Source organism: Marinobacter daepoensis DSM 16072, from assembly GCF_000421165.1.
In the GTDB taxonomy this organism is placed as follows: Bacteria; Pseudomonadota; Gammaproteobacteria; order Pseudomonadales; family Oleiphilaceae; genus Marinobacter; species Marinobacter daepoensis.
Genome location: NZ_ATWI01000012.1, coordinates 157441 through 175601, shown reverse-complemented (window position 1 = coordinate 175601; position 18161 = coordinate 157441). Strand labels below are relative to the sequence as shown.

Genomic DNA, 18161 nt, shown 5'->3' with positions numbered 1-18161 from the left:
GCCATGCCCAACTTCTGCTCACATTGTGGCCACTCCCCCCTGGCCAGGGGAACCCCCCCCGGTGATACCCATGAACGGGACTACTGCGGCGCCTGCGGCGCCGTTGTCTACGACAACCCCAAGGTGATTGCCGGCGCCATTATTGAGCAGGAGGGCCGCATTCTGCTGTGCCAGCGAGGCATTCCGCCACGCGTTGGCAGCTGGACACTACCTGCCGGCTTCATGGAACGGTGTGAGAGTGTGGAGGAAGCAGCGCGCCGAGAGGTCTGGGAAGAAACCGGCATCGACGCCGAGGTCACCACGCCTTACTCTATTTTCAGCGTGCCCCCCACCAACGAGCTCTATATCATCTATCGCGCCCGGGTGGTGACCTGGGAGGACGCCCCGGGCCCGGAGACACGGGCCGTGAACTGGTTCAAACCCCAGGACATTCCCTGGGATCTGATTTTCTACCCGGCCATTCGCCAGATCCTGGAGCGGTACATCGCGGAACGCGACGGAGGTACCTACGGAATCTATACGGGAAGCATGGAAAAAGGCGTCGTCCACTTCATGCAGTGATGCTTCAGGGGCGCTTCTTCCCTGAACCACCCCTTACCCATCTACGGTTGAACAATCTCAACCACTTCCAGGTCAAAACCTGCCAGCCCTTTGTAGTTCAGAGGCGCCCCCATAAGCCTCAGCTTCCGGATGCCCAGATCAGCAAGAATCTGAGAACCGGTACCCACACCGGAATAGCGAATGGATGACACATCGGGAGGCGGCGTGTCCTGGCGGGTTGCCCGGGACAGAAGGCTCTGGGACGATTCCTGACTGGCCAGAATAACCACCGCTCCCCGTTCCGCCCTGGCAACATTCTCCAGCGCCGACCAGAGCGACCAGGCTCTGGGGCCCTGATAGTCTGCCCCCACGAGATCACGCAATGGGTCCACGGAATGCACCCGGACCAACGTCGGCTCCGATCCACAGACCTCCCCCATGGTCAGGGCCAGATGCGCGTCGCCCGTAATCAAATCCTCGTAGGTATGTAAGACAAACTCACCATGCGCCGTAGACAGGGGTTGCTGCCCCGTATGCTCCACCGTTTTCTCCCTTTCCAGCCGATACTGGATCAGGTCTGCGATGGTGCCAATGCGAATGCCATGCTGCCTGGCAAATTCCTCCAGCTCTGGTCGCCGGGCCATACTGCCATCGTCATTCATCACTTCCACAATCACCGCCGCCGGCTCCAGCCCCGCCAGCCGGGTAAGGTCGCACCCCGCCTCGGTGTGGCCTGCCCGGCTCAGTACGCCGCCCTCCCGAGCTCTCAAAGGAAAGATATGCCCGGGTTGAACCAGATCTCGTGGATGCGCCTCCGGGGCCACCGCCGCCTTAACGGTTGTCGCCCGGTCGGCCGCCGAAATGCCCGTTGTCACCCCCTCACGGGCCTCTATCGATACGGTAAAAGCGGTCGCGAAGCTGGCACCGTTATTCATCACCATCGGAGGCAGCTCCAGCTGATCACATCTCTCTCCGGTGAGCGTCAGACAAATCAGACCCCGTGCATGCGTCGCCATGAAATTGATCGCCTCCGGCGTGACATGCTCCGCCGCCATAACCAGATCGCCTTCATTCTCACGATCCTCATCATCAAGGAGCAGCACCATCCGCCCCTTACCAATATCTTCGATCAGGCTTTCGGTTGAGTCGAAATTCATACAGTCACCGTTCTGGAGGAGTTAACGCTGTCGCCAGCACACGCTCTAACAATACAAAACACTATGGTATACCATAATACAAAACCTCAAAAGGAGCCATGAGAGGGATCATGATAAAAGGCTACTGGATCGCAAACGTCACGATCACCAACGAGCAAAACTACGCGGGCTACCAGGCCCTGGCACCCGAAGCATTTCGTAAGTATGACGCTCACTTTCTTGCCCGGGGCGGACAAAATCAGGCACTGGAAGGACGGACGACTCCGGAACGGACCGTCATCATTGAGTTTCCGAGCTATCAACAAGCTCTGGATTGTTACCATTCAGAAGAGTACCGGAAGGCTCGCGGGGCGCGAGAAGGTGCGGCAGAGGTGGACATTGTGATTGTGGAAGGCCTATAAAGCGGTTGCCGGCAACCCGAGACCACCGGGGAGCCGGCCGCAACATCAGGCTATAGCCAACTCAAAGCTGCTATCACGGCCCTCCATTGCAGACAGACACGTCCTTTTAGTTCTCGCCCGGCCCGGCCTTATCGGTTTTCAGGCCCGGTGGCGCATCCATAAAGTGATAACTCACCCACAGCAAAAGCAAATAAAACAGCGGCAGTAACGCCGCCAGAAAACCGTATTCCGTGCCCTTCTCGCTCCAGCCATAACTCACGCCAAAGAGCACCGGGTACATCAACGTCCCCCACAGAAACACACGGTTCATCACCCGGTTAAACAAAGGGGCCTTCACGCCGGGTTTACTCCCCAACCCCATGAGACTGGCCAGCGCGGCAAATGGGTATGCAATCAGGGGTATCGCACCTGCAACCAGAAACGCGACTCTGAAAAACTCCATCATCGCAGGCAAAGACATCCTTTGGAGGCAGGCGTCGGGCTAATAGCTGGTGATCTCAAAAGACTCAATGATAACGTTTCCCTGTTCATCACCCATGAGCTCTGACACCGCACGTTTCATAGCGTCAACATACCGGGGTTTAATATTGAAATCCGCATCATAAAGATGATCGTCGGCGTCCAAGACCACGTCAGACAAGGCCATCAGGCACGCAGACATTTCAGCGATACTGGAAAACAGGGTGACTGGCTTCCAGGTTCCTGCCCCATGGCGGCCAAACATCACCGTGCCATCGTCGGTATTGTAAATTAACGGGTCACTATTTGAACAACCAAAAACAACCCAGTTTTCAGGCCACGACGTTTCACGTTCTTTCGTAACGCCGTTTATTCGATAGCCTTCCTGAAACTTCATGACGCCGCCCAGGTCTGGAAACTCGAAAATCTCAAACCCAATATCTATCTGCCGCGACGCTGAGAGCCCGCTTGATAGAAACCTTTCTATCTCGATTGGTATGTTCATGTTCTGAACCGGTCTTTTCCTTTAATGTGCCGAACGCGCGGCGTCGGTTACTGCCTCTTGGCGCACCAGGACGCGATGGCCTCCCCAGGCTGGAGGTGGTAATTCTCAGCCTTTTTCCCCGTGCTGACGCCACACTCATTGCTGCCACAGGTATAACCCACCGCACGACCGACTTCTCCGTACTCCTGAATCAGGCCAACGGCGACCTGATTCTGAAGGTAGAACCGGTTTTTATACGTGCCCGTTGGAACCACCAGAGGCACCGGGGCGATACCGACAAAGGCACCTACTCCAGCCCAGGAGGTTCCATCTTTATAAATCAGTACCTTACACTCTTTGAAGTGATCGACAGAATCGGGATCGCCCCAGTATGCCGTGATTTCCTCTTCCGTATACGGCGCGTCCCGTTTCTCGAAGGAGAACTGATTACGTTCTTTTGCCAAGCGAAAATCGGTTCGGACCCATTCCGCTTTTCCATAAGTACCAACGGCCAGACCAACACAACCAGAGGCCAGCAACGCTGAAAGCACGATGACAACGGCTCGATACATCTTTCTTCCTTTTAGCACCTGCGCCTCGCGGCCTTCCAGAGCACAGCGGCCATATCTGCCTTGCTTTGTTAAAACCTGCCTTCAAGAACCACCGGGCTTAGCCAGACGCACCGCAACGTTGCTGTGTTGCGCTCCTGCTTTGCTCTCATCCAGCGATCCGAAAAGATTGACCCATTGCCCCTGGATCAGCAGCAACTCCCCGCTGCCGGCGCTGCTCCCATTGCTCGCGGTGTAACGGCCAGCATAATTGAATTGAAACTGCTTGGGCGAGCCTGCAACCGGCTTGAACTCATAACCTATGGCCAACTCCTTTGACGAAGCGAAGCCCGTCTCCTCGCTCGATACGCCAACCGTTATAAGAGACGAGTCTTTCAGAAAGCTGGGCAAAAGATCCGAGGGCTCGCTGTCAGTTTTGGTGGCCTGACACTCACAATACCTAACTTCCAATACCAACGATTTGTCAGCGAGATAGTCTTCAGGGCCAGCGCTGCCTGCAAAGACAAAGCCCGGGAGTAAGGATAGAAAGGCCAGATTGGCCCACCAGATAGCGTGTGATTCAATCCGTCGCATTTGACCTCCTGTGTTTTCGTTTCAACGCTAAAGTCCGCTGGCGCCGTCATCCGAACGCCGCGTCTTGCTAGCGGATAAATTCAGATATGGCCGCATCACTCGCAGTACCGCCGAACCAACCAACTGCTAAGAAACAGTCAACATCATAAGTGGCTCACAATACAATGATGGCTTCAATTTCTATCTTTAAATGTGGGGCAAAAAGCCCGGCCACATGAACCAACGAACTGGCCGGATGCAGACGCACTAAGATCATCAAAAGAAACTGTATTCTCATTGCCATTCCTTTGAATGTATAACCCCCTGACTTTGCGCCAGCGTCGGGGCGTCCGGCGGAGGCCCATCGGGCCGGAACAAATTTGATTGCCTTGTCAGCCTTGCGATTCATAAATATTGGGCTTCTCTTTTAGGAGACCCCACTTTAATTTAGGCAGTGCAGATAACTCATTATAAAACCTTTTCACGTCTCTATGACTGCGAAGGCTTAAATGCTCTAAATTAGTTAGCTCCAAGATTGGCGAATAATCCTTGTTTTTTAGCTGGATAGTCAGAAGATTTAGAAATCTTAGCTGTTTCATTTCTTTTAGGAAATCAATTGATTCCACCTTTACATATTGAGGGCCTAAGCCATCTCCGCATAGCGTCAGGCTTGTAAGCTCTTGCAATAGAGCTATTGAAGAGTAATCCTGAATCTTCTGAAAGTTCTCGATATAAAGACCTGACAACCTTTTAATTTTGCTAATAGGAGTTACTGATTCAACACCTGCACCAGATCCAATATATAAGAAGTCTAGATCTTGCAGGTTTTCAATCGCAGATAAATCTTTGTATGCACCCCATTTTATCTCTAGGTTTCTCAAGTTCGTTTGCCTGCATGCCGCATTGAACAGTTCTTGCGGCATTCTGGTTCCGAATTTTAACTTTTTGAAACGTGATGGATTTTTCTCTAGAAACTCACACCATTCATTTAATACTCGTTTCCTTTCTTTTTGAGAATATTCGCTGCCTAGTTGCGTGCAATTAATAACAAGCTCATCCCCACCGTCATAGTCGGCGAGCTCAGTTGCCCTGGGAATATCGTCCTTTCTATCCTTAAAGAAATGGTAGAATCCATATTGTACTTGCTCATCAGTTAGATTTTTCAATGCCATTCCTTGCGAGGCTAACACAGAGCGCACCGGCGACCTTGACACAGCGAAGCGGAGACGAGGGCGTCCGAATCCCGCGTTTGGTTAAATTGCTATCGTTCTCCTTCAAGGCCATGCCAAACCCGAAGAATAATGATGGCACTGGCATGGACTGAGTATCGAACGACGTATTTTCCCAAAACCATATCTCAAACAGAACCCGGCGGAGGCCCGCCAGGGCCGTAGCAAACTTGAACTGCTTGTTATGTGACTCTCTCGTATACAGTAAAACCATTTTGACCAGCGAAGACTTCAACCCAAGGTTCAGCACCTTCGAGAACCCATAGCACTAGCTCATAATCCGCCAACTCGTACCAATCACCGTCTGGCCACGGAAAGTGCCAGCCCCCGATGACAGCAACAATTCCGTCCACGTATAAGGCGCAGCTGCTCTGCCAAAGGCCCTCATATCGTTCAGGGATGTCACTAGGGAAATTTGAGTTGTATGGCTCGGTGCGTTCCCACCCATTATCTTGGAGAAATTTTTCGATGGCATCAGAGCCCCTCAAAAACACAGCCTCCAATGGGGGCAGCGATTCGCACTTCTCAGCATAAAGTGGCTCGGTAGATTCAAGTGGCTCCGCTGTAACTTCTACGACGGTTGAATTCGGCTCTTGGCCTAGGATCACTGTCAGCCATGCACCGCCTCGCCGAACACAGATTAACGGTCCGCCCTCCGGACGGTGCCCGTGCCAGTAACCCGAAGGCTCGCCGGTACCCGCTCGAGTAAAGTACAACGCACTTTTAGATAGGGCTTTCGCTTCTGCAATGAAATCGTCGTAGTTCATAGGCACAAATTAACATAAGGAGAAGCGCCAGAGCGCCCTAGCTGGTGGAAACGGCGACTAAAGCTGTCTGCAGCGACGTAGGTGGTCGCTGCAGACAGGCCGACCCAGGTCGCCGGGCTACAGGCTACAGCGCAGAAAACTCTGCGTGTTCTATTGCCGAGTCCAGAAAAATGTTGTTGATGCGATTCATAAACCGCTCCGGCATGCGCACGCGCTTAATGTGCTCGAGACCTTGAAAGCCTTGGGGGCCGATCTCTTTGATGTGGCGTGGGATCACCAAATCGACAAAGTTGTTGTAGGCAAAGCCACTCACACGAATCTCTACGACCGATTCTGGCAATGACAGTGATGTCAGCGCATTACGTGTGAAGCAATAGTCGGGAATGGTTTCCAGCGGCGCTTCAATTTTCAACTCTTCCAAGGCGTTTCTGGAAAACGCCCCATGACCGATGTAGGTAATTGCCTCTGGGATCACAAGGCTCTTTAACCGGTTGTTGTAAAACGCGTCCTGGCCTATGTAGTACAGCTTTTCGGGGAAAGAGATGCTCGTCAGCTGGTTTGTAGAGAAAGCTTCCGCGTGAATTTCTTCCAGAGTTGGAGGTAACACCACGGACTTCAGGCCTTTGTTCTTAAAGGCATAGCGGTATATGGCCCTGACCACCTCACCCTTGATTGTGTCGGGGATCACCAAATCGGTGGCATCTCCGTGGTAGTCGCCAATAACGACGCCGCCGTCTTCAACTTCATAACACTCAAACAGGTCCTCTGAGCTCGACATTTCTTAGCTATCCTTTTGGTTTTTTGGCGCTGAAAACAACTTAATCGCCATCATTGCGGATTATCACCATGGCATTGTTGTCACCCTGAAGCCTATTCGTGCAACTCGATGGTCGATTTCATTGATTGCCACTGGCGTGCGGGGAGAACCCGTTCGAGCAATTCCAGTTCATTGGCCGCCTCGAAATCCCGAGCGGTCACAAAAAAATCGTCGTCGGTTCTGATTAATGTTGCCAGTCGAGGGTTGTTCATTAGGCGGCGGCAAAATTCGACGTAAAACGTGATTACCAGTTCTTGTTGGCTCTCGAACTCCAAAGCGTCCAGCTGTGCATTGAGCTGGTCGAACAACGCACTGCAGCCTTGATGAAAGTCGACAGCGTCCAGGCCTCTTTCGCTGAAAAGCTCCGCGTCTGGAGCGTTCAGCCAGCTTAACGGTGCATACTCCGGATTATCGTCAACCTCGTGCGGTTGGATCAGCGCCAGGGTAGGGGGGAAGGGGCCCTGGAGCGAATACTCGAACAACACACAGCGTACTTCGACGCTTTCCAGCGATTCCTGGCTCAGCCCCGCCAGCAATCTGCTCTCAATAGCCTCGTTTGCCTGTTCCAACAGTTCTTCCAGCGAAAGCGAGTTCATTGCCCGGTCGTAGAGTATGTCGCCGTTGTCGAGTGACTCTATGCGGTCAACCGTGTAGCCGTCGTCTGCAAAATAGACCCGCTGTCGTTGCTGGCAGGTGTAATCGTGCGCCGGATTGACGCTCTCGCTGGTAATGTCACACATCCAGCGTTGGCCGTCAGCAGTGCCGCACTGCTGATACTGGTACCGCTGGGTTAAGCGCACGTGGGTGTCAACGCGCTCGTAGAGCAGCGGCAGCCCCTGGTCGTCGCGGGTTATTCGTTCAACCTCCACAGCGTTGACGTGACCGTCGTTGTGGTAAGCCTGCAAGCGGGTTTGGGAGTTCTCCTCGCGTTGGAAAAAGAAATCGTAGCGGATGTCTTCGCCATAAACCTGGGTGGCGTATTCGAGCTGCCCGTCATTCAATGCGAGAAGAAACCGGTCATCGCCTGGCACCTCTTCAACGGTGGGGTACAGGGCCACCTGAGCCGGGCTCAGGTGCAGCAATTCAACCGCAAAGGGCTGCAGCGTAAAGAAGTCCGCGCCGGCAAATACGATCTGTTCACTGCGGTTCGTAGCGCGTTCCAGCAATTGAGGATACTCTTGGGGCAACGCTTCAAACAATTCGAGTACATCCCTCATGGTGTAATCAACCTCATCCCGTAGTAGTGGCTATAAGCAAATTATCAATCGACGCAATGCCTCATTTATGACCCAAAATCTTGAGAAATAAAAAATATCAGACTGTTCAGTAAGTTACGATTTCTCTGTGCAATCATTCGTAACGTGAAGTTTTGGGCGGTTAAAAACACTGAACATTGAGCCTGAAGCCTCAGCGGCGCGCCCTTTGGGAGCTCTGAAGGAAAACCGGGACAGATTTATTTTCCCCCGGTGAAGCGGTGGAAAAATTGTCCGGCAACAGTGGCTGGTTATAGATGGGGCTCCTCCGGGATCTGAGCCAATAGGTCAGTAACCCCGATATCCACGCCCGCCTGCGATAGCAAAGTAGAAACTTGCCCTCGGTGATGAGTCTGATGATTAAAGAAATGAAGCATCAGGTTCGAATATCGCTTATTGGCAGGAATCCCTTTGGTGTTGTAGTAGCTGAGGATGAAATCCAGATCGCCTTCGGATAGCTGGGCTATCCAGCTAACAACCTGCCGGTCTAGCCAGATTCGCTGCTTAAATAAGCTCCCAAGATCGTCAAAGAGTATCTGACCTAGGCTTGTCGGATTTTGAAGTTCAGCGACCTCACGCAACGAGTTCAAACAGGACGGGTGGGTAGCAAAACGTTTGAGCCAGATGGTATCCCCAACGAGGATGTGGTTCAGAGTTCCCAGGATAGAGCCAAAAAAGGCCCCGCGGTCCTTCGCCAGATCTGTCGCAGAAAGCTGTCCCGCAGTTTCATACACCTTCGAGTTCATCCACTGGTTGTAACTGGCTAGCAATTCAAAGTGACATTTCAGGCTCATCGGAGTTCCATCTCACGGATAACGCCAGTGGTAATGGGCGCCAACGGAGCGCAGCGCAGTTGGCGTTCCGTTGACCATCTGGCTAGGAATCACCATGCGCGCTCCTCCTTAGGGAGGTGGAGCGCCTCGTCGTCAATTTTCTGGAGATCCATGAAAAAAACCCGTTCACGGATCGGTTTTTCTCTTTAACGCTTATATAACGCCTCAATGGAAGCTGAGCCCAAAGAGTGCGCATTAATCATATACCCAGTTAAGGCACCCGAAGCGTTTTCAGGTAATTCTAATTTCTTGGATAAAGCATGCACAGTAAATTGATACCTGTGTACACCATGACCTTCAGGAGGACAAGCGCCGCCAAAACCTTCAAAACCATAGTCGTTGTTAATTTGAAGACTTCCTTCGGGGGCGAGTTTATTGCTCTGATCACCAGAGCCCGCAGGCAGACTTGTCACACTTGATGGAATATTGACAATTTGCCAATGCCACCAGCCACTCCCCGTCGGAGCGTCAGGGTCATAAGCAGTAACCGCAAATGCTACTGTACCTTTTGGCGCGTTACTCCATGAAAGCTGCGGGGATTTATTACCCCCACTACATCCGAATCCCTCGAACTCCTGTGCTTTATCCATAAACTCGCCAAGAGCTATTTGCGTACTGTTCAGCGAGAAATTATCTGCCATCGAAGCCGTAGATAGAAGCATTGAGGAAAACAAAACCGTAAATTTATTAATCGACTTTTTCATTTGAACCTCCAATTGATCAGAGCGCTTATCATACGTTTCATCAGAAACGGGAATTAGCTCCAAAACAATCATTCATTCGCCCGATCCGTTCATCCTCGTCTTTCTTAATTCGGTAGGCGTAACATTAAAAAGCCGCTTAAATTTATCTGTAAAACGTGACTGAGATGAGTAGCCGCAGAGAGCTGCGATACGACCAATTGAGTTAGTACTTGTTTGTACCAGGTGCAAACCATAGCCAAGCTTTGCTCTATCTTTAATATCCTGAAACCTATCTCCCTCAGCACTTAACTTTCGACGCAATGTCGATTCGCTCATTGCGAGCATTGACGATATGACTCCTGCATCTAAATCGTTCGTTAAGTCTGAGGCGATAATTGTGTAGATTTTATGACTTAGAGTAGGCGGTTTCATAATGGACCTTACCTGTTCAAAGCCCAATGATCTCATAACCTGAAGAATTTCCTTACGACGAATATGCCACAGTTGAGGAGGCGCAAGTTCCGACCACTCTATAAACTGCTTCAAAGTATATTCCAGTGTTGGCTCTAATACTCCTTGAAAATACGTATTCGTCTCAGAGCTTCTGTGTTCAATGCACTCAAAATCAGAATATTCAAATTCGATGAGCAAGGCAAAATATTCTGAATTGCTTGGAATATTTCTCATCGCAATAGTTGGTTTGTTTGATAAAAAAACAAAGCTACCCGGCGGGCATACTAATTCGCCTTCGAAGCCCAATTCTTTACTTCCAGACAAAACCACTATTAACAATGGCTTAATCACCGGAACATTCAACATATGTTGCTCTTTAATAGAGCGATAAACAGAAAACGGTAAATTCCTGTTCTCAGATAAAGCTTTTTTTGCCAGATCAATCAACATTTGCATAGGTTCAAAAAGAAGGTTAAGCCGATGTTAAGCGGCCGACTTACCGGAGCACCGCGTAGGCAAGGCGGTCCGGTAGAGGGCCGTAGGCCCAGAACGGACTTGAACTACTTGTATGGCCAGACTCACTGGCGCGCGTTAGCGCGCACGCTAGTGCTTCGATTGCCCATATTTTTTATATGCCTTCATTATCATGATTAGCTATTAGGTCGGGTGTTAATAGCAATTTATCTTACCCACACCTCCAGTCAAAATCTCGATTTTTTATATCTAATTGGGCATTTCCAGAACCAAAGTTATATCCACCAAAAACTTCTTCAAACTCTATGTAATAGGGTGTTAGAAAATCTGGAATTCCTTGAGTAGGAAAAGTGGTTCCACCTAAATGATTAGGTGATATTTCATTTACCCAGCTTGGCTCATCTTCATAGGGATCAATATAACCCGTGCCCGCATCGTCAGTTGGTTGCGTTCCAGCGTTAGGGTCTTTAAAGTTCGGCTTTAGTAAAATTGCGCGACTATAACTTAATTCTTCTGTGGGTATACCACCAAGATCACGATATAAACCATATTCCTCAGGAGGTAAACTGAGACCTGGGGAATAAGTTTGTTTCCAAAAGCAGCTTGCACCACCTTTTTTTAGCCAGTCTGGAGAAGGAATATCATTCTCAAAATAACGAGTTAATAATTTGGGGGGCTCACAAAAATCTCCATTAAACTCTTCTTCGGTTAGTAACAATGTAGCGTAGTAACAACCTAGAATATCGGTAACGTATTTACATCTTGGATGTCCATTTTTGACCGAGTCCCAAAATTCTTTAAATGAAGGGTTTTCTGGCAACTGGTCGGATAGAACAGCTTCTTCAAGACCTTTTACATATTTTGGTCCGCCATCATTATGCTCTATAGCGATTGCAAAAAAACTAATCCCAACAATACCATCATAAACTCTATAGCCCTTAGGTAATTTTAATGTGAAACCATGCATCAAAGGGTAACCAGTATTGGGATCAATTGGCCATTGCTCTGATTTAATACCTGGTGGCAAACCAAATATCCACCCATCAAAACGCTCTGACTCAGTAGCAGGTTTTTTCAAAATTTCTATATTGTAAGCAATCATTTTCACCCCATATCTACAAATTTTTAGTCTTGCTGACTAACTTGGACACATAACGCTGAAATAAGCGTCGGCCCGTCAGGGACATCCGGTGGACGGCCGCCAGGCCGGGGGAACTCAAAGTCCGACAACATGCGCTTGTTAGGTGATTTAGATTGATTCATACAAGCCATTTTCATTCTCTTTAACGAGTATCATGAAATCGATATAAAGAGAGATTATTTCGTCTTTTTCATTGACGCCCCAGTATGCAGGATAAGCACCGTCACCAAAGCCACTCGTGGAAATAACGCAATCATTTTTTCCTGTCATTGAAACTAACTCTGGCTTACCTGACATGCACCATTCGTTAAAGATTTTTTCTTTTCCTATTCTGTTTAGCTCCATAAGATTATTCACATCAAATATGGCTAAATTCCCAGCATCTACGCCATAAACTCCATTACCGCTAGGAGTATTGGCAGCATGCCATTTCATAGGCTTTTCACTATCGGTAAATTTGACGCGAATTCCAGCAACCCGATCATGTATCGTGACTGTTTCTACTGGGTATTCCCCTGGCTTTACCTTTCTTTGTAGAGGTTCAAAGTCGTATATGTCGTAACCAAAATCTAAAATACCAACAACCCCAGAACTGATTCTTAGACTTCCTATCTGTTCTAGTCTCGCTACACCTTCATCTAAATGTGGAACTTTAACATTGCGATCTTTTTGAAAAAGCGTATTTTCATTGAGATCAATATGTTCCTCTCTATCCATGAAAGGAGCATCTTCGACACTCATAGCTAGTATTTCTGTATGCTTATCAAGATCGATAACAGGGCTCTTAGGAGGGTGAAATAGTGTAAATATCTCAGTTATTTTCCAGCCACTCTCTGCGTCACGCACAAGTTCATAGACATGATAGTTTGAGGACTTAAGTGCCTCCCGGTACAGCTCTGTAAATACTTGAGCGTTCTCACCATCAATTTCGCATTCTGTGATTTTTTCTGTTTTAGGATCATAATCAGCTGGTGAGCCAAAAGAATTTTTAGATCCTGAATTTCGGCCAGCAGCGAAGTGAGTCTCATCAACTTCTGATATTTGATTGCCCCAGTAATCGAAATCAACATCTTCGCCCATTTTTTTTTGGGCTTTTGACCACTGCTCATACCAGTGAGAAATAAACGCTTTAACCCTATCTTCAGGAGAATTAACTGAGTCGCCGTAACTATTCTTTTTCTTAAATAAATTAAATGTATTTTTCATACTCGATTTCAAATTCCGACTTCACCTAACGAATGATATGGACTCCCCCTGCTCCCACGGCCTCAATCGTGTGCCACATTGAAGGTGTCTGACACCTTTAATCCGAAGCAGGAGGAGTCATCATGAATGTTACAACCATTGGCATCGATCTGGCGAAAAGGGAGTCCATGTAGCTTTGGTTTAGCGGCGTGACGGAGCGCCAGCGGAGGCACGTCCGACAACGGCCATTGGTTAAATGCTTGAATGCGCATAGTTATGCGCATAACATCAGACTTTGTATTCTATATCTTCTGGGAGGCCCTCATGGCCCAACTGTATGACTCAGCCGCCCCCAAAAAAGCAGCAAATCTCTCCATCAATAGCGATCTTCTGCGTAAAACCCGGGAACTGAACATTAACTTGTCTGCCACCCTGGAACGAGCTTTGAAAGAAGAGCTCTCAAAACGCGAAGCCGCCCAGTGGGTTGAAGAAAATCGCGCTGCGATAAGAAGCTACAACGACTTCGTCGAGCAACATGGATGCTTCGGCGACGAATTCAGGGAATTTTGATGGCACAGTTCGATGTATACCCCAACCCAAGCAAGACCAGCAAAGCGCACTATCCTTACCTGGTCGATATTCAGAGCAGCCTGCTGAGCGAACTGGCAACTCGCATCGTCATCCCCTTGGGGAAACGCTCCGCATTTGGTGGTGAAGCCATGCAAGGAGTCACACAGGAAATCAGCTTTGCAGACGAGGAACTTCTACTGTTAACACCGCAAATTTCCTCGGTTTCGGAAAAGCACCTCAAAAACCCGGTTGGCTCGCTATCGCACTTCAGAAACCAAATTGTCGGGGCCTTGGACATGGCTATCACCGGCATTTAACGCCAGTGTTAATGGGCGACAACGGAGCGCAGCGTAGGTGCGTCCGCCAACAGCCACTGGTTATGTGATGGCAGCTCAATCTGGCAGCCCCTCGAACTTTGGCACCTCCCCTACCCCCCCATCCCAAGCAGCTTTGCTGGATGAAAAGATGTGCGCTGTTGGCGACATAGAGATTTCAGTGTCCAAACACCCTGCCGGAACGACGAGGAAACCTGCGGTCTGAGTGTCCGGCAACGCTGAGCCACACAGCTTACAAAAACTTTTGTTATGACGAGTGCCTGGAAGCGTAAAGGAAGTCACAGCATCTGCACCCGACCGCCAGACCAATTTAGCTGACTTTGAGAATAGATTTGCCGCATGAGCCGAACCCGTATCTTTTTGGCAATGCTGGCAATGACACAGGTAAAAGCTATCGAACTCACCTTTTACCTCAAAGCTCACGGTGCCACACAGACAAGAACCGAAATGATCAGTCATCAGAATTCCTTCCATGGCCTGTGGATAAAATACACATAACGCCCGGCTCACGCGCCGGTTTGGAGCAGCCAAGCGGCGGAAAATCGGTCGCTGTGCAGCCAATTGTTAAAGCCTGCCCAGCCAGTACTGCGGGCGCTGACGGTCATGGGCAACAGCTAGAACCTGAAAGCCGTCAGGCCTTTCCGGTAAACGATAGACAGGGGAAATCGGTGGAGGGGCGCTCTACGAATATCTGGCTGCAGCTCAACTTGCCAGGCTTGTGGTGACTCGCCAACCAAATTGGCTAGGGCCTCAAATTCCTCTATCAAGGCACCACCCAATCCCGGAACTTTTGATTCATAATAACCAACTGATTCCAGGAACTCGGCTTCCGCTGCCGGGTGAAAAGAATAGTTCATTTGATCAGTGCTCTAGCCTTCCTCATGACATCCTCACCAGACACTGCCTGAACTGTGCCATTATCGAGCTCTTCGCCCCTGCGCCTCGCCTCAAGCAACCAATCGGACCTGAGCTCTTCTTCTGGTGGGGACTCCAGACTCAATACCAGTCGCTGGATCAACTGCGCTCGCTCCTCTTTGGGAAGGTGCAGCGCCTCGTCTTCAATTTTCTGGAGATTCATGGACAAAACCTCTCGTTCACGTATCACCCAATTTTGACACGGATAGGTGTCAGGTGCCACGACTCGGCTTTTTCCGCTTTAACGCCAGTGGTAATGGGCGGCAACGGAGCGCAGCGTAGTTGGCGTCCCGTTGACCACCTTGTTATGAAGGCCTAGACCTCCAATTTATGAAACGCCGTGAGGAACTCCTTTTTGCCCTGATTGAACCTCACGTGCGAGTCATGGGTAATCGGACGACTGTCCTCTTCAAATGCTGGCGCAATTACTCCCCAGTTAGAATTTCTAGCAAAATAGACGACGCAATCGATATTGCTGTCTTTCCACTGATTGTGAACCACATGGTCATTGCCGGTGGCACCAACTGTTTTGACCTGGACCCTGAAATAGTTGGGTCCGTCTGAGATTAGGATATCCGTCTGATGGCCATGGTCGAGCACCGGTAAAAACACCTGCCAGCCATCTTGCATCAACCAACTTACGACCATGCTCTCGTACGAAGAGTTTTTTAGGGCTTGATGGGTATTCGGCTTAGTTTGAGTTAATCGTCTAGGCACATTACTTCCCTATACGTTGCCTGCACTGCGGCTTATGCCAGGTACAGAAGACATTTCCTTGTGGAATATGCCCCTTGATTAGCGAAGTGCCCCTTGTGGGATCAGTTCGCGGAATTCTTCATAACGCCAGTGGTAATGGGCGGCAACGGAGCGCAGCGTAGTTGGCGTCCCGTTGACCACATTGTTAGAGCATGATGCGCTCGGGCAGCAAGTCAAAAACCTGATCACCAGCCGCCCATCGAGCCTCAATACTAGGATCTTCCAGAGCCTTAAGTACCCCTTGCGAGAGCTCAACGGGATGCATGACGACACCTTTTTTCTTGTAAGTCTGGATGACTTCATTTGCCAAAACGTTTTCCGCGTTGCGAAGCTCTGCATCCTGAATCGCTGCTTTATTCTTTACGCAAGCAGACACGCTGCCAGAAAAGTACGCTCTGCATTTATGAGGTCGGACCGAATAGATTTCACATCCCCCAGCATCAGATAAAAAGGGGCAAGGATTCTCGTAATTTTTAAATTCTCTGCCAGCGGCGTAGCTCGCAGCTTCTTTCAAACTTTGGACGAATTTACTTCGTGTCTCTGACTCCAGACCTTGCAGATGTTTAGCAATGCGAAATACCTCCGGGGGAAGTGCCTCGACCCGCAATGAACAGCAATGGCTACAGCCCTTTTTACACTCAAACATTGGGGGATTTGGATCGCTCAGCCTAGCAGTAGCGAGCTCATCGGTAGCCTTATGGAACTTCGCTATGTTGTGCGCCAGAGCTTGTGGGGCCGGTGATCGCCGCAAGCTGCCACCGATGATCTTTTTATGCTTCTCAATAATTTTTCGCGAGTCCATCTGCCGACTTCAACTCCTTGGAAAAATGTGCTCTAACGCAGAGCTAAGCGGCGCCACGACAGTGGCGTCCGGTGACGGCCGAAGGCCGGAACAAACTTAAGCGACTTGTTAGAAACTGTCATTCTTAGATCTTTGTATGGCTGATTTCCTGCGATAAGCCGCTATATCTACACTGAATTCGCGGTTTGGATTCCTCATCTACAACCGTCATCTCGAATTCTGTATTTCGATAAACTGATTCATAAAGCTGGATTTCATATGAAAGCGGAGGAGACGAAGCAGGCATAAAATAGAAGGAATAAAACGTTTTTGCCGCTCCAGCGGCATCTCCTGCAAACTTAAAATGGTTCATGAAATTCTTGAGAGCCAACTGACAATAGAACTCCGTCGGCTCGGCCTCCACGCTAGAGTAAAACTCGAGTTTTTGAGCCTCATGGTCGTACCTAACTCCGGCATACCTAACATCGAAGGCTCTAAATTCCTTCATTTTTTCCTGCATCTCGAACTCGAAAGCCTCTTGTTTTAAGCGAATCATCGCTAGATCAAGGCGGCTCACACCCTGGGCGTCCAGCACCTCAAAAGAAGACTTTGCCCAAACAAAACTCGGTAGTATGAACAGGAGTAATGTTATTCTCAGGATCACCTTCATCTACCCCTCCATTTCTAACGCTGAGCTTAGCGGCGCCCTTGTAATGGAGGCGAAGCCGCAATGAAAAGGGCGTCCGGCGGCCATCGGCCGCGTACTACAGCGACTTGTTACACAAATTTAGAAGTGCTCACAAGTACCGTGATAAACATAACTATTGTTCAGGAACACAAAGGGCTTTATGGGCCCGTCCTGGAACTCCTCAATCGTTAGTACGTACACATTAGAGGTGATGTCATTTTTCATTAATGTGAGGACCTTGAAAGAATTTTCTTCAGATCCGCTATCAATTACTTTTGGAGAGGTGACATAGCTGTTCTTAAGGTCGCCCACCATAAGCCCTGAAGAACGATCCACTGTAAATTCAGCACCAATCATTGGGGCGAGAATTTCTTCATTTCGCTCGCCCTGTGTATTGACTTGGAATGCAGCAGAAACAAGGCATCGGTAATCCCCCGCAGCTTGCGCAGAGCCTACCCCAAGCAAAAAAAGGATCAGAACGCCACATTTCATCTCAGTTTCCCTCTGTGTAACGCCATTGTTTAGCGGCGCCCTGACAGGGGCGTCCGGTGGAGGCCGCAGGCCGGAACGAACTACAACAACTTGTTAAGTGATTCCAGGCTCTCAGGCCCACCGTCCAGTCGAACACACTCGGCAGACTCTTGCTCCCAAGGTGCAGCGGACTTTGTATGAAGATGAACAGATATCCTCGACGCGACTGGTTCATCAAGCAAGCCGGCAGGAATCCAAACCATTCCACTGTCTCTCAGGCTATTGGGAACCGGACTCCCACACACTGAACAAAAATCGCTTCGGAAACCACTGGGCTTTTTGTAGGACCTAATATCACTTTCACCTGACACCCAGCGAAAAGCGGCGGCCTGCACAAAGGTAGCAGCATTAGCTGCCGCTCCAGTGGCTTTGCGGCACAACGAACAGTGACATTGATAGAGGTTTCTAATCTCCCCCTCAATTTCGAACTTCACGTTTCCGCAGAGACATTCACCTTTCATCGATCAATCCTTTGACACTTAACGCCTGCTTCAGCTGCGACGAAACTGGAGTGTTTTTGTGTTAATGTTTGAGCGCAGCGAGTAACACAAAAACAGGGAGGTTTTGGCGTCAGACTGCAAGCGTTTG

25 protein-coding genes are annotated in these 18161 nt (G+C 49.6%); 4 read left to right on the top strand and 21 right to left on the bottom strand.

Translation table 11 applies throughout. The features are described from left to right. Nucleotides 1–3: 3 nt before the first annotated feature. A complete protein-coding gene (locus tag K325_RS0114700) occupies nt 4–561 on the top strand; it encodes an NUDIX hydrolase (RefSeq protein ID WP_029655026.1) in 558 nt (185 codons plus the stop codon). A 41-nt stretch (nt 562–602) separates the two neighbouring features. Here the strand turns inward: K325_RS0114700 and ribBA are convergent, their stop codons facing one another. Next, the gene (ribBA, locus tag K325_RS0114695) at nt 603–1697 is read right to left on the bottom strand and encodes a bifunctional 3,4-dihydroxy-2-butanone-4-phosphate synthase/GTP cyclohydrolase II (RefSeq protein WP_029655025.1); all 1095 of its coding nucleotides are present in this window, start codon (nt 1695–1697) and stop codon (nt 603–605) included. Nucleotides 1698–1810: 113 nt separating this feature from the next. On the opposite strand from ribBA, the gene K325_RS0114690 reads away from it, so the two are divergent. Further along, a complete protein-coding gene (locus tag K325_RS0114690) occupies nt 1811–2098 on the top strand; it encodes a DUF1330 domain-containing protein (RefSeq protein ID WP_029655024.1) in 288 nt (95 codons plus the stop codon). A 106-nt stretch (nt 2099–2204) separates the two neighbouring features. Here K325_RS0114690 and K325_RS0114685 read toward each other — a convergent pair whose 3' ends face one another. From K325_RS0114685 to K325_RS0114625, 13 genes are all read right to left on the bottom strand, one after another. Continuing rightward, nucleotides 2205–2543: a hypothetical protein gene (locus K325_RS0114685; protein ID WP_036193632.1), complete on the bottom strand. Its 339-nt coding sequence runs from the start codon at nt 2541–2543 to the stop codon at nt 2205–2207. 36 nt (nt 2544–2579) lie between these two features. Further along, nucleotides 2580–3062 carry a hypothetical protein gene (locus K325_RS0114680; protein ID WP_029655022.1) on the bottom strand — a complete coding sequence of 161 codons (483 nt, stop codon included), beginning with the start codon at nt 3060–3062 and terminating at the stop codon, nt 2580–2582. 47 nt (nt 3063–3109) lie between these two features. Then, the gene (locus tag K325_RS0114675; RefSeq protein ID WP_051146670.1) at nt 3110–3613 is read right to left on the bottom strand and encodes a hypothetical protein; all 504 of its coding nucleotides are present in this window, start codon (nt 3611–3613) and stop codon (nt 3110–3112) included. A gap of 81 nt (nt 3614–3694) precedes the next feature. Continuing rightward, nucleotides 3695–4183, bottom strand: coding sequence for a hypothetical protein (locus K325_RS0114670; RefSeq protein ID WP_029655020.1), 489 nt, complete (start codon nt 4181–4183; stop codon nt 3695–3697). Between the two features lie 154 nt (nt 4184–4337). Then, nucleotides 4338–4571 carry a hypothetical protein gene (locus K325_RS18745; RefSeq protein WP_029655019.1) on the bottom strand — a complete coding sequence of 78 codons (234 nt, stop codon included), beginning with the start codon at nt 4569–4571 and terminating at the stop codon, nt 4338–4340. Next, nucleotides 4555–5352 carry a leucine-rich repeat domain-containing protein gene (locus K325_RS0114660; protein ID WP_211218162.1) on the bottom strand — a complete coding sequence of 266 codons (798 nt, stop codon included), beginning with the start codon at nt 5350–5352 and terminating at the stop codon, nt 4555–4557. The genes K325_RS18745 and K325_RS0114660 overlap by 17 nt, the downstream gene beginning before the upstream one ends. Before the next feature lie 930 nt (nt 5353–6282). Further along, the gene (locus K325_RS0114650) at nt 6283–6936 is read right to left on the bottom strand and encodes a leucine-rich repeat domain-containing protein (protein WP_051146669.1); all 654 of its coding nucleotides are present in this window, start codon (nt 6934–6936) and stop codon (nt 6283–6285) included. 92 nt (nt 6937–7028) lie between these two features. Further along, nucleotides 7029–8192 carry a hypothetical protein gene (locus K325_RS0114645; protein ID WP_029655015.1) on the bottom strand — a complete coding sequence of 388 codons (1164 nt, stop codon included), beginning with the start codon at nt 8190–8192 and terminating at the stop codon, nt 7029–7031. A gap of 287 nt (nt 8193–8479) precedes the next feature. After that, nucleotides 8480–9022, bottom strand: coding sequence for a DinB family protein (locus K325_RS0114640; RefSeq protein ID WP_029655014.1), 543 nt, complete (start codon nt 9020–9022; stop codon nt 8480–8482). 185 nt (nt 9023–9207) lie between these two features. Beyond that, on the bottom strand, nt 9208–9723 hold the full coding sequence (locus tag K325_RS0114635; protein ID WP_420835452.1) for a YbhB/YbcL family Raf kinase inhibitor-like protein: 516 nt from the start codon (nt 9721–9723) through the stop codon (nt 9208–9210). Nucleotides 9724–9837: 114 nt separating this feature from the next. Beyond that, on the bottom strand, nt 9838–10647 hold the full coding sequence (locus K325_RS0114630; RefSeq protein WP_228128461.1) for a helix-turn-helix transcriptional regulator: 810 nt from the start codon (nt 10645–10647) through the stop codon (nt 9838–9840). A 235-nt stretch (nt 10648–10882) separates the two neighbouring features. After that, on the bottom strand, nt 10883–11773 hold the full coding sequence (locus K325_RS18450; protein ID WP_084694253.1) for a hypothetical protein: 891 nt from the start codon (nt 11771–11773) through the stop codon (nt 10883–10885). Between the two features lie 147 nt (nt 11774–11920). Beyond that, a complete protein-coding gene (locus K325_RS0114625) occupies nt 11921–13018 on the bottom strand; it encodes a DUF4241 domain-containing protein (RefSeq protein ID WP_029655011.1) in 1098 nt (365 codons plus the stop codon). A 303-nt stretch (nt 13019–13321) separates the two neighbouring features. Between K325_RS0114625 and K325_RS0114620 the strand changes: the two genes are divergently transcribed. After that, nucleotides 13322–13567 (top strand): type II toxin-antitoxin system CcdA family antitoxin, encoded by a 246-nt coding sequence (locus K325_RS0114620; RefSeq protein ID WP_029655010.1) that lies wholly within the window; start codon nt 13322–13324, stop codon nt 13565–13567. Next, the gene (locus tag K325_RS0114615; protein WP_029655009.1) at nt 13567–13884 is read left to right on the top strand and encodes a CcdB family protein; all 318 of its coding nucleotides are present in this window, start codon (nt 13567–13569) and stop codon (nt 13882–13884) included. The genes K325_RS0114620 and K325_RS0114615 overlap by 1 nt, the downstream gene beginning before the upstream one ends. A 75-nt stretch (nt 13885–13959) precedes the next feature. On the opposite strand, the gene K325_RS18445 is transcribed toward K325_RS0114615, so the two are convergent. The 7 genes from K325_RS18445 to K325_RS18930 all read right to left on the bottom strand — a co-directional run bounded on the left by K325_RS18445 (nt 13960) and on the right by K325_RS18930 (nt 18034). Further along, a complete protein-coding gene (locus K325_RS18445) occupies nt 13960–14361 on the bottom strand; it encodes a GFA family protein (protein ID WP_084694252.1) in 402 nt (133 codons plus the stop codon). Between the two features lie 394 nt (nt 14362–14755). Then, on the bottom strand, nt 14756–14980 hold the full coding sequence (locus K325_RS0114600; protein WP_029655008.1) for an addiction module protein: 225 nt from the start codon (nt 14978–14980) through the stop codon (nt 14756–14758). A gap of 152 nt (nt 14981–15132) precedes the next feature. Next, complete coding sequence (locus K325_RS0114595; protein WP_228128460.1) at nt 15133–15447, bottom strand: hypothetical protein; 315 nt, start codon at nt 15445–15447, stop codon at nt 15133–15135. Nucleotides 15448–15718: 271 nt separating this feature from the next. After that, entirely contained in the window at nt 15719–16375 is a 657-nt protein-coding gene (locus K325_RS18295; protein ID WP_029655006.1) for a YkgJ family cysteine cluster protein, read from the bottom strand. Nucleotides 16376–16499: 124 nt separating this feature from the next. Continuing rightward, the gene (locus K325_RS0114585; protein ID WP_029655005.1) at nt 16500–17024 is read right to left on the bottom strand and encodes a hypothetical protein; all 525 of its coding nucleotides are present in this window, start codon (nt 17022–17024) and stop codon (nt 16500–16502) included. A gap of 117 nt (nt 17025–17141) precedes the next feature. After that, complete coding sequence (locus tag K325_RS0114580; protein ID WP_029655004.1) at nt 17142–17534, bottom strand: hypothetical protein; 393 nt, start codon at nt 17532–17534, stop codon at nt 17142–17144. An 80-nt stretch (nt 17535–17614) separates the two neighbouring features. Further along, nucleotides 17615–18034 carry a GFA family protein gene (locus K325_RS18930; protein ID WP_084694251.1) on the bottom strand — a complete coding sequence of 140 codons (420 nt, stop codon included), beginning with the start codon at nt 18032–18034 and terminating at the stop codon, nt 17615–17617. Nucleotides 18035–18161 lie beyond the last annotated feature (127 nt).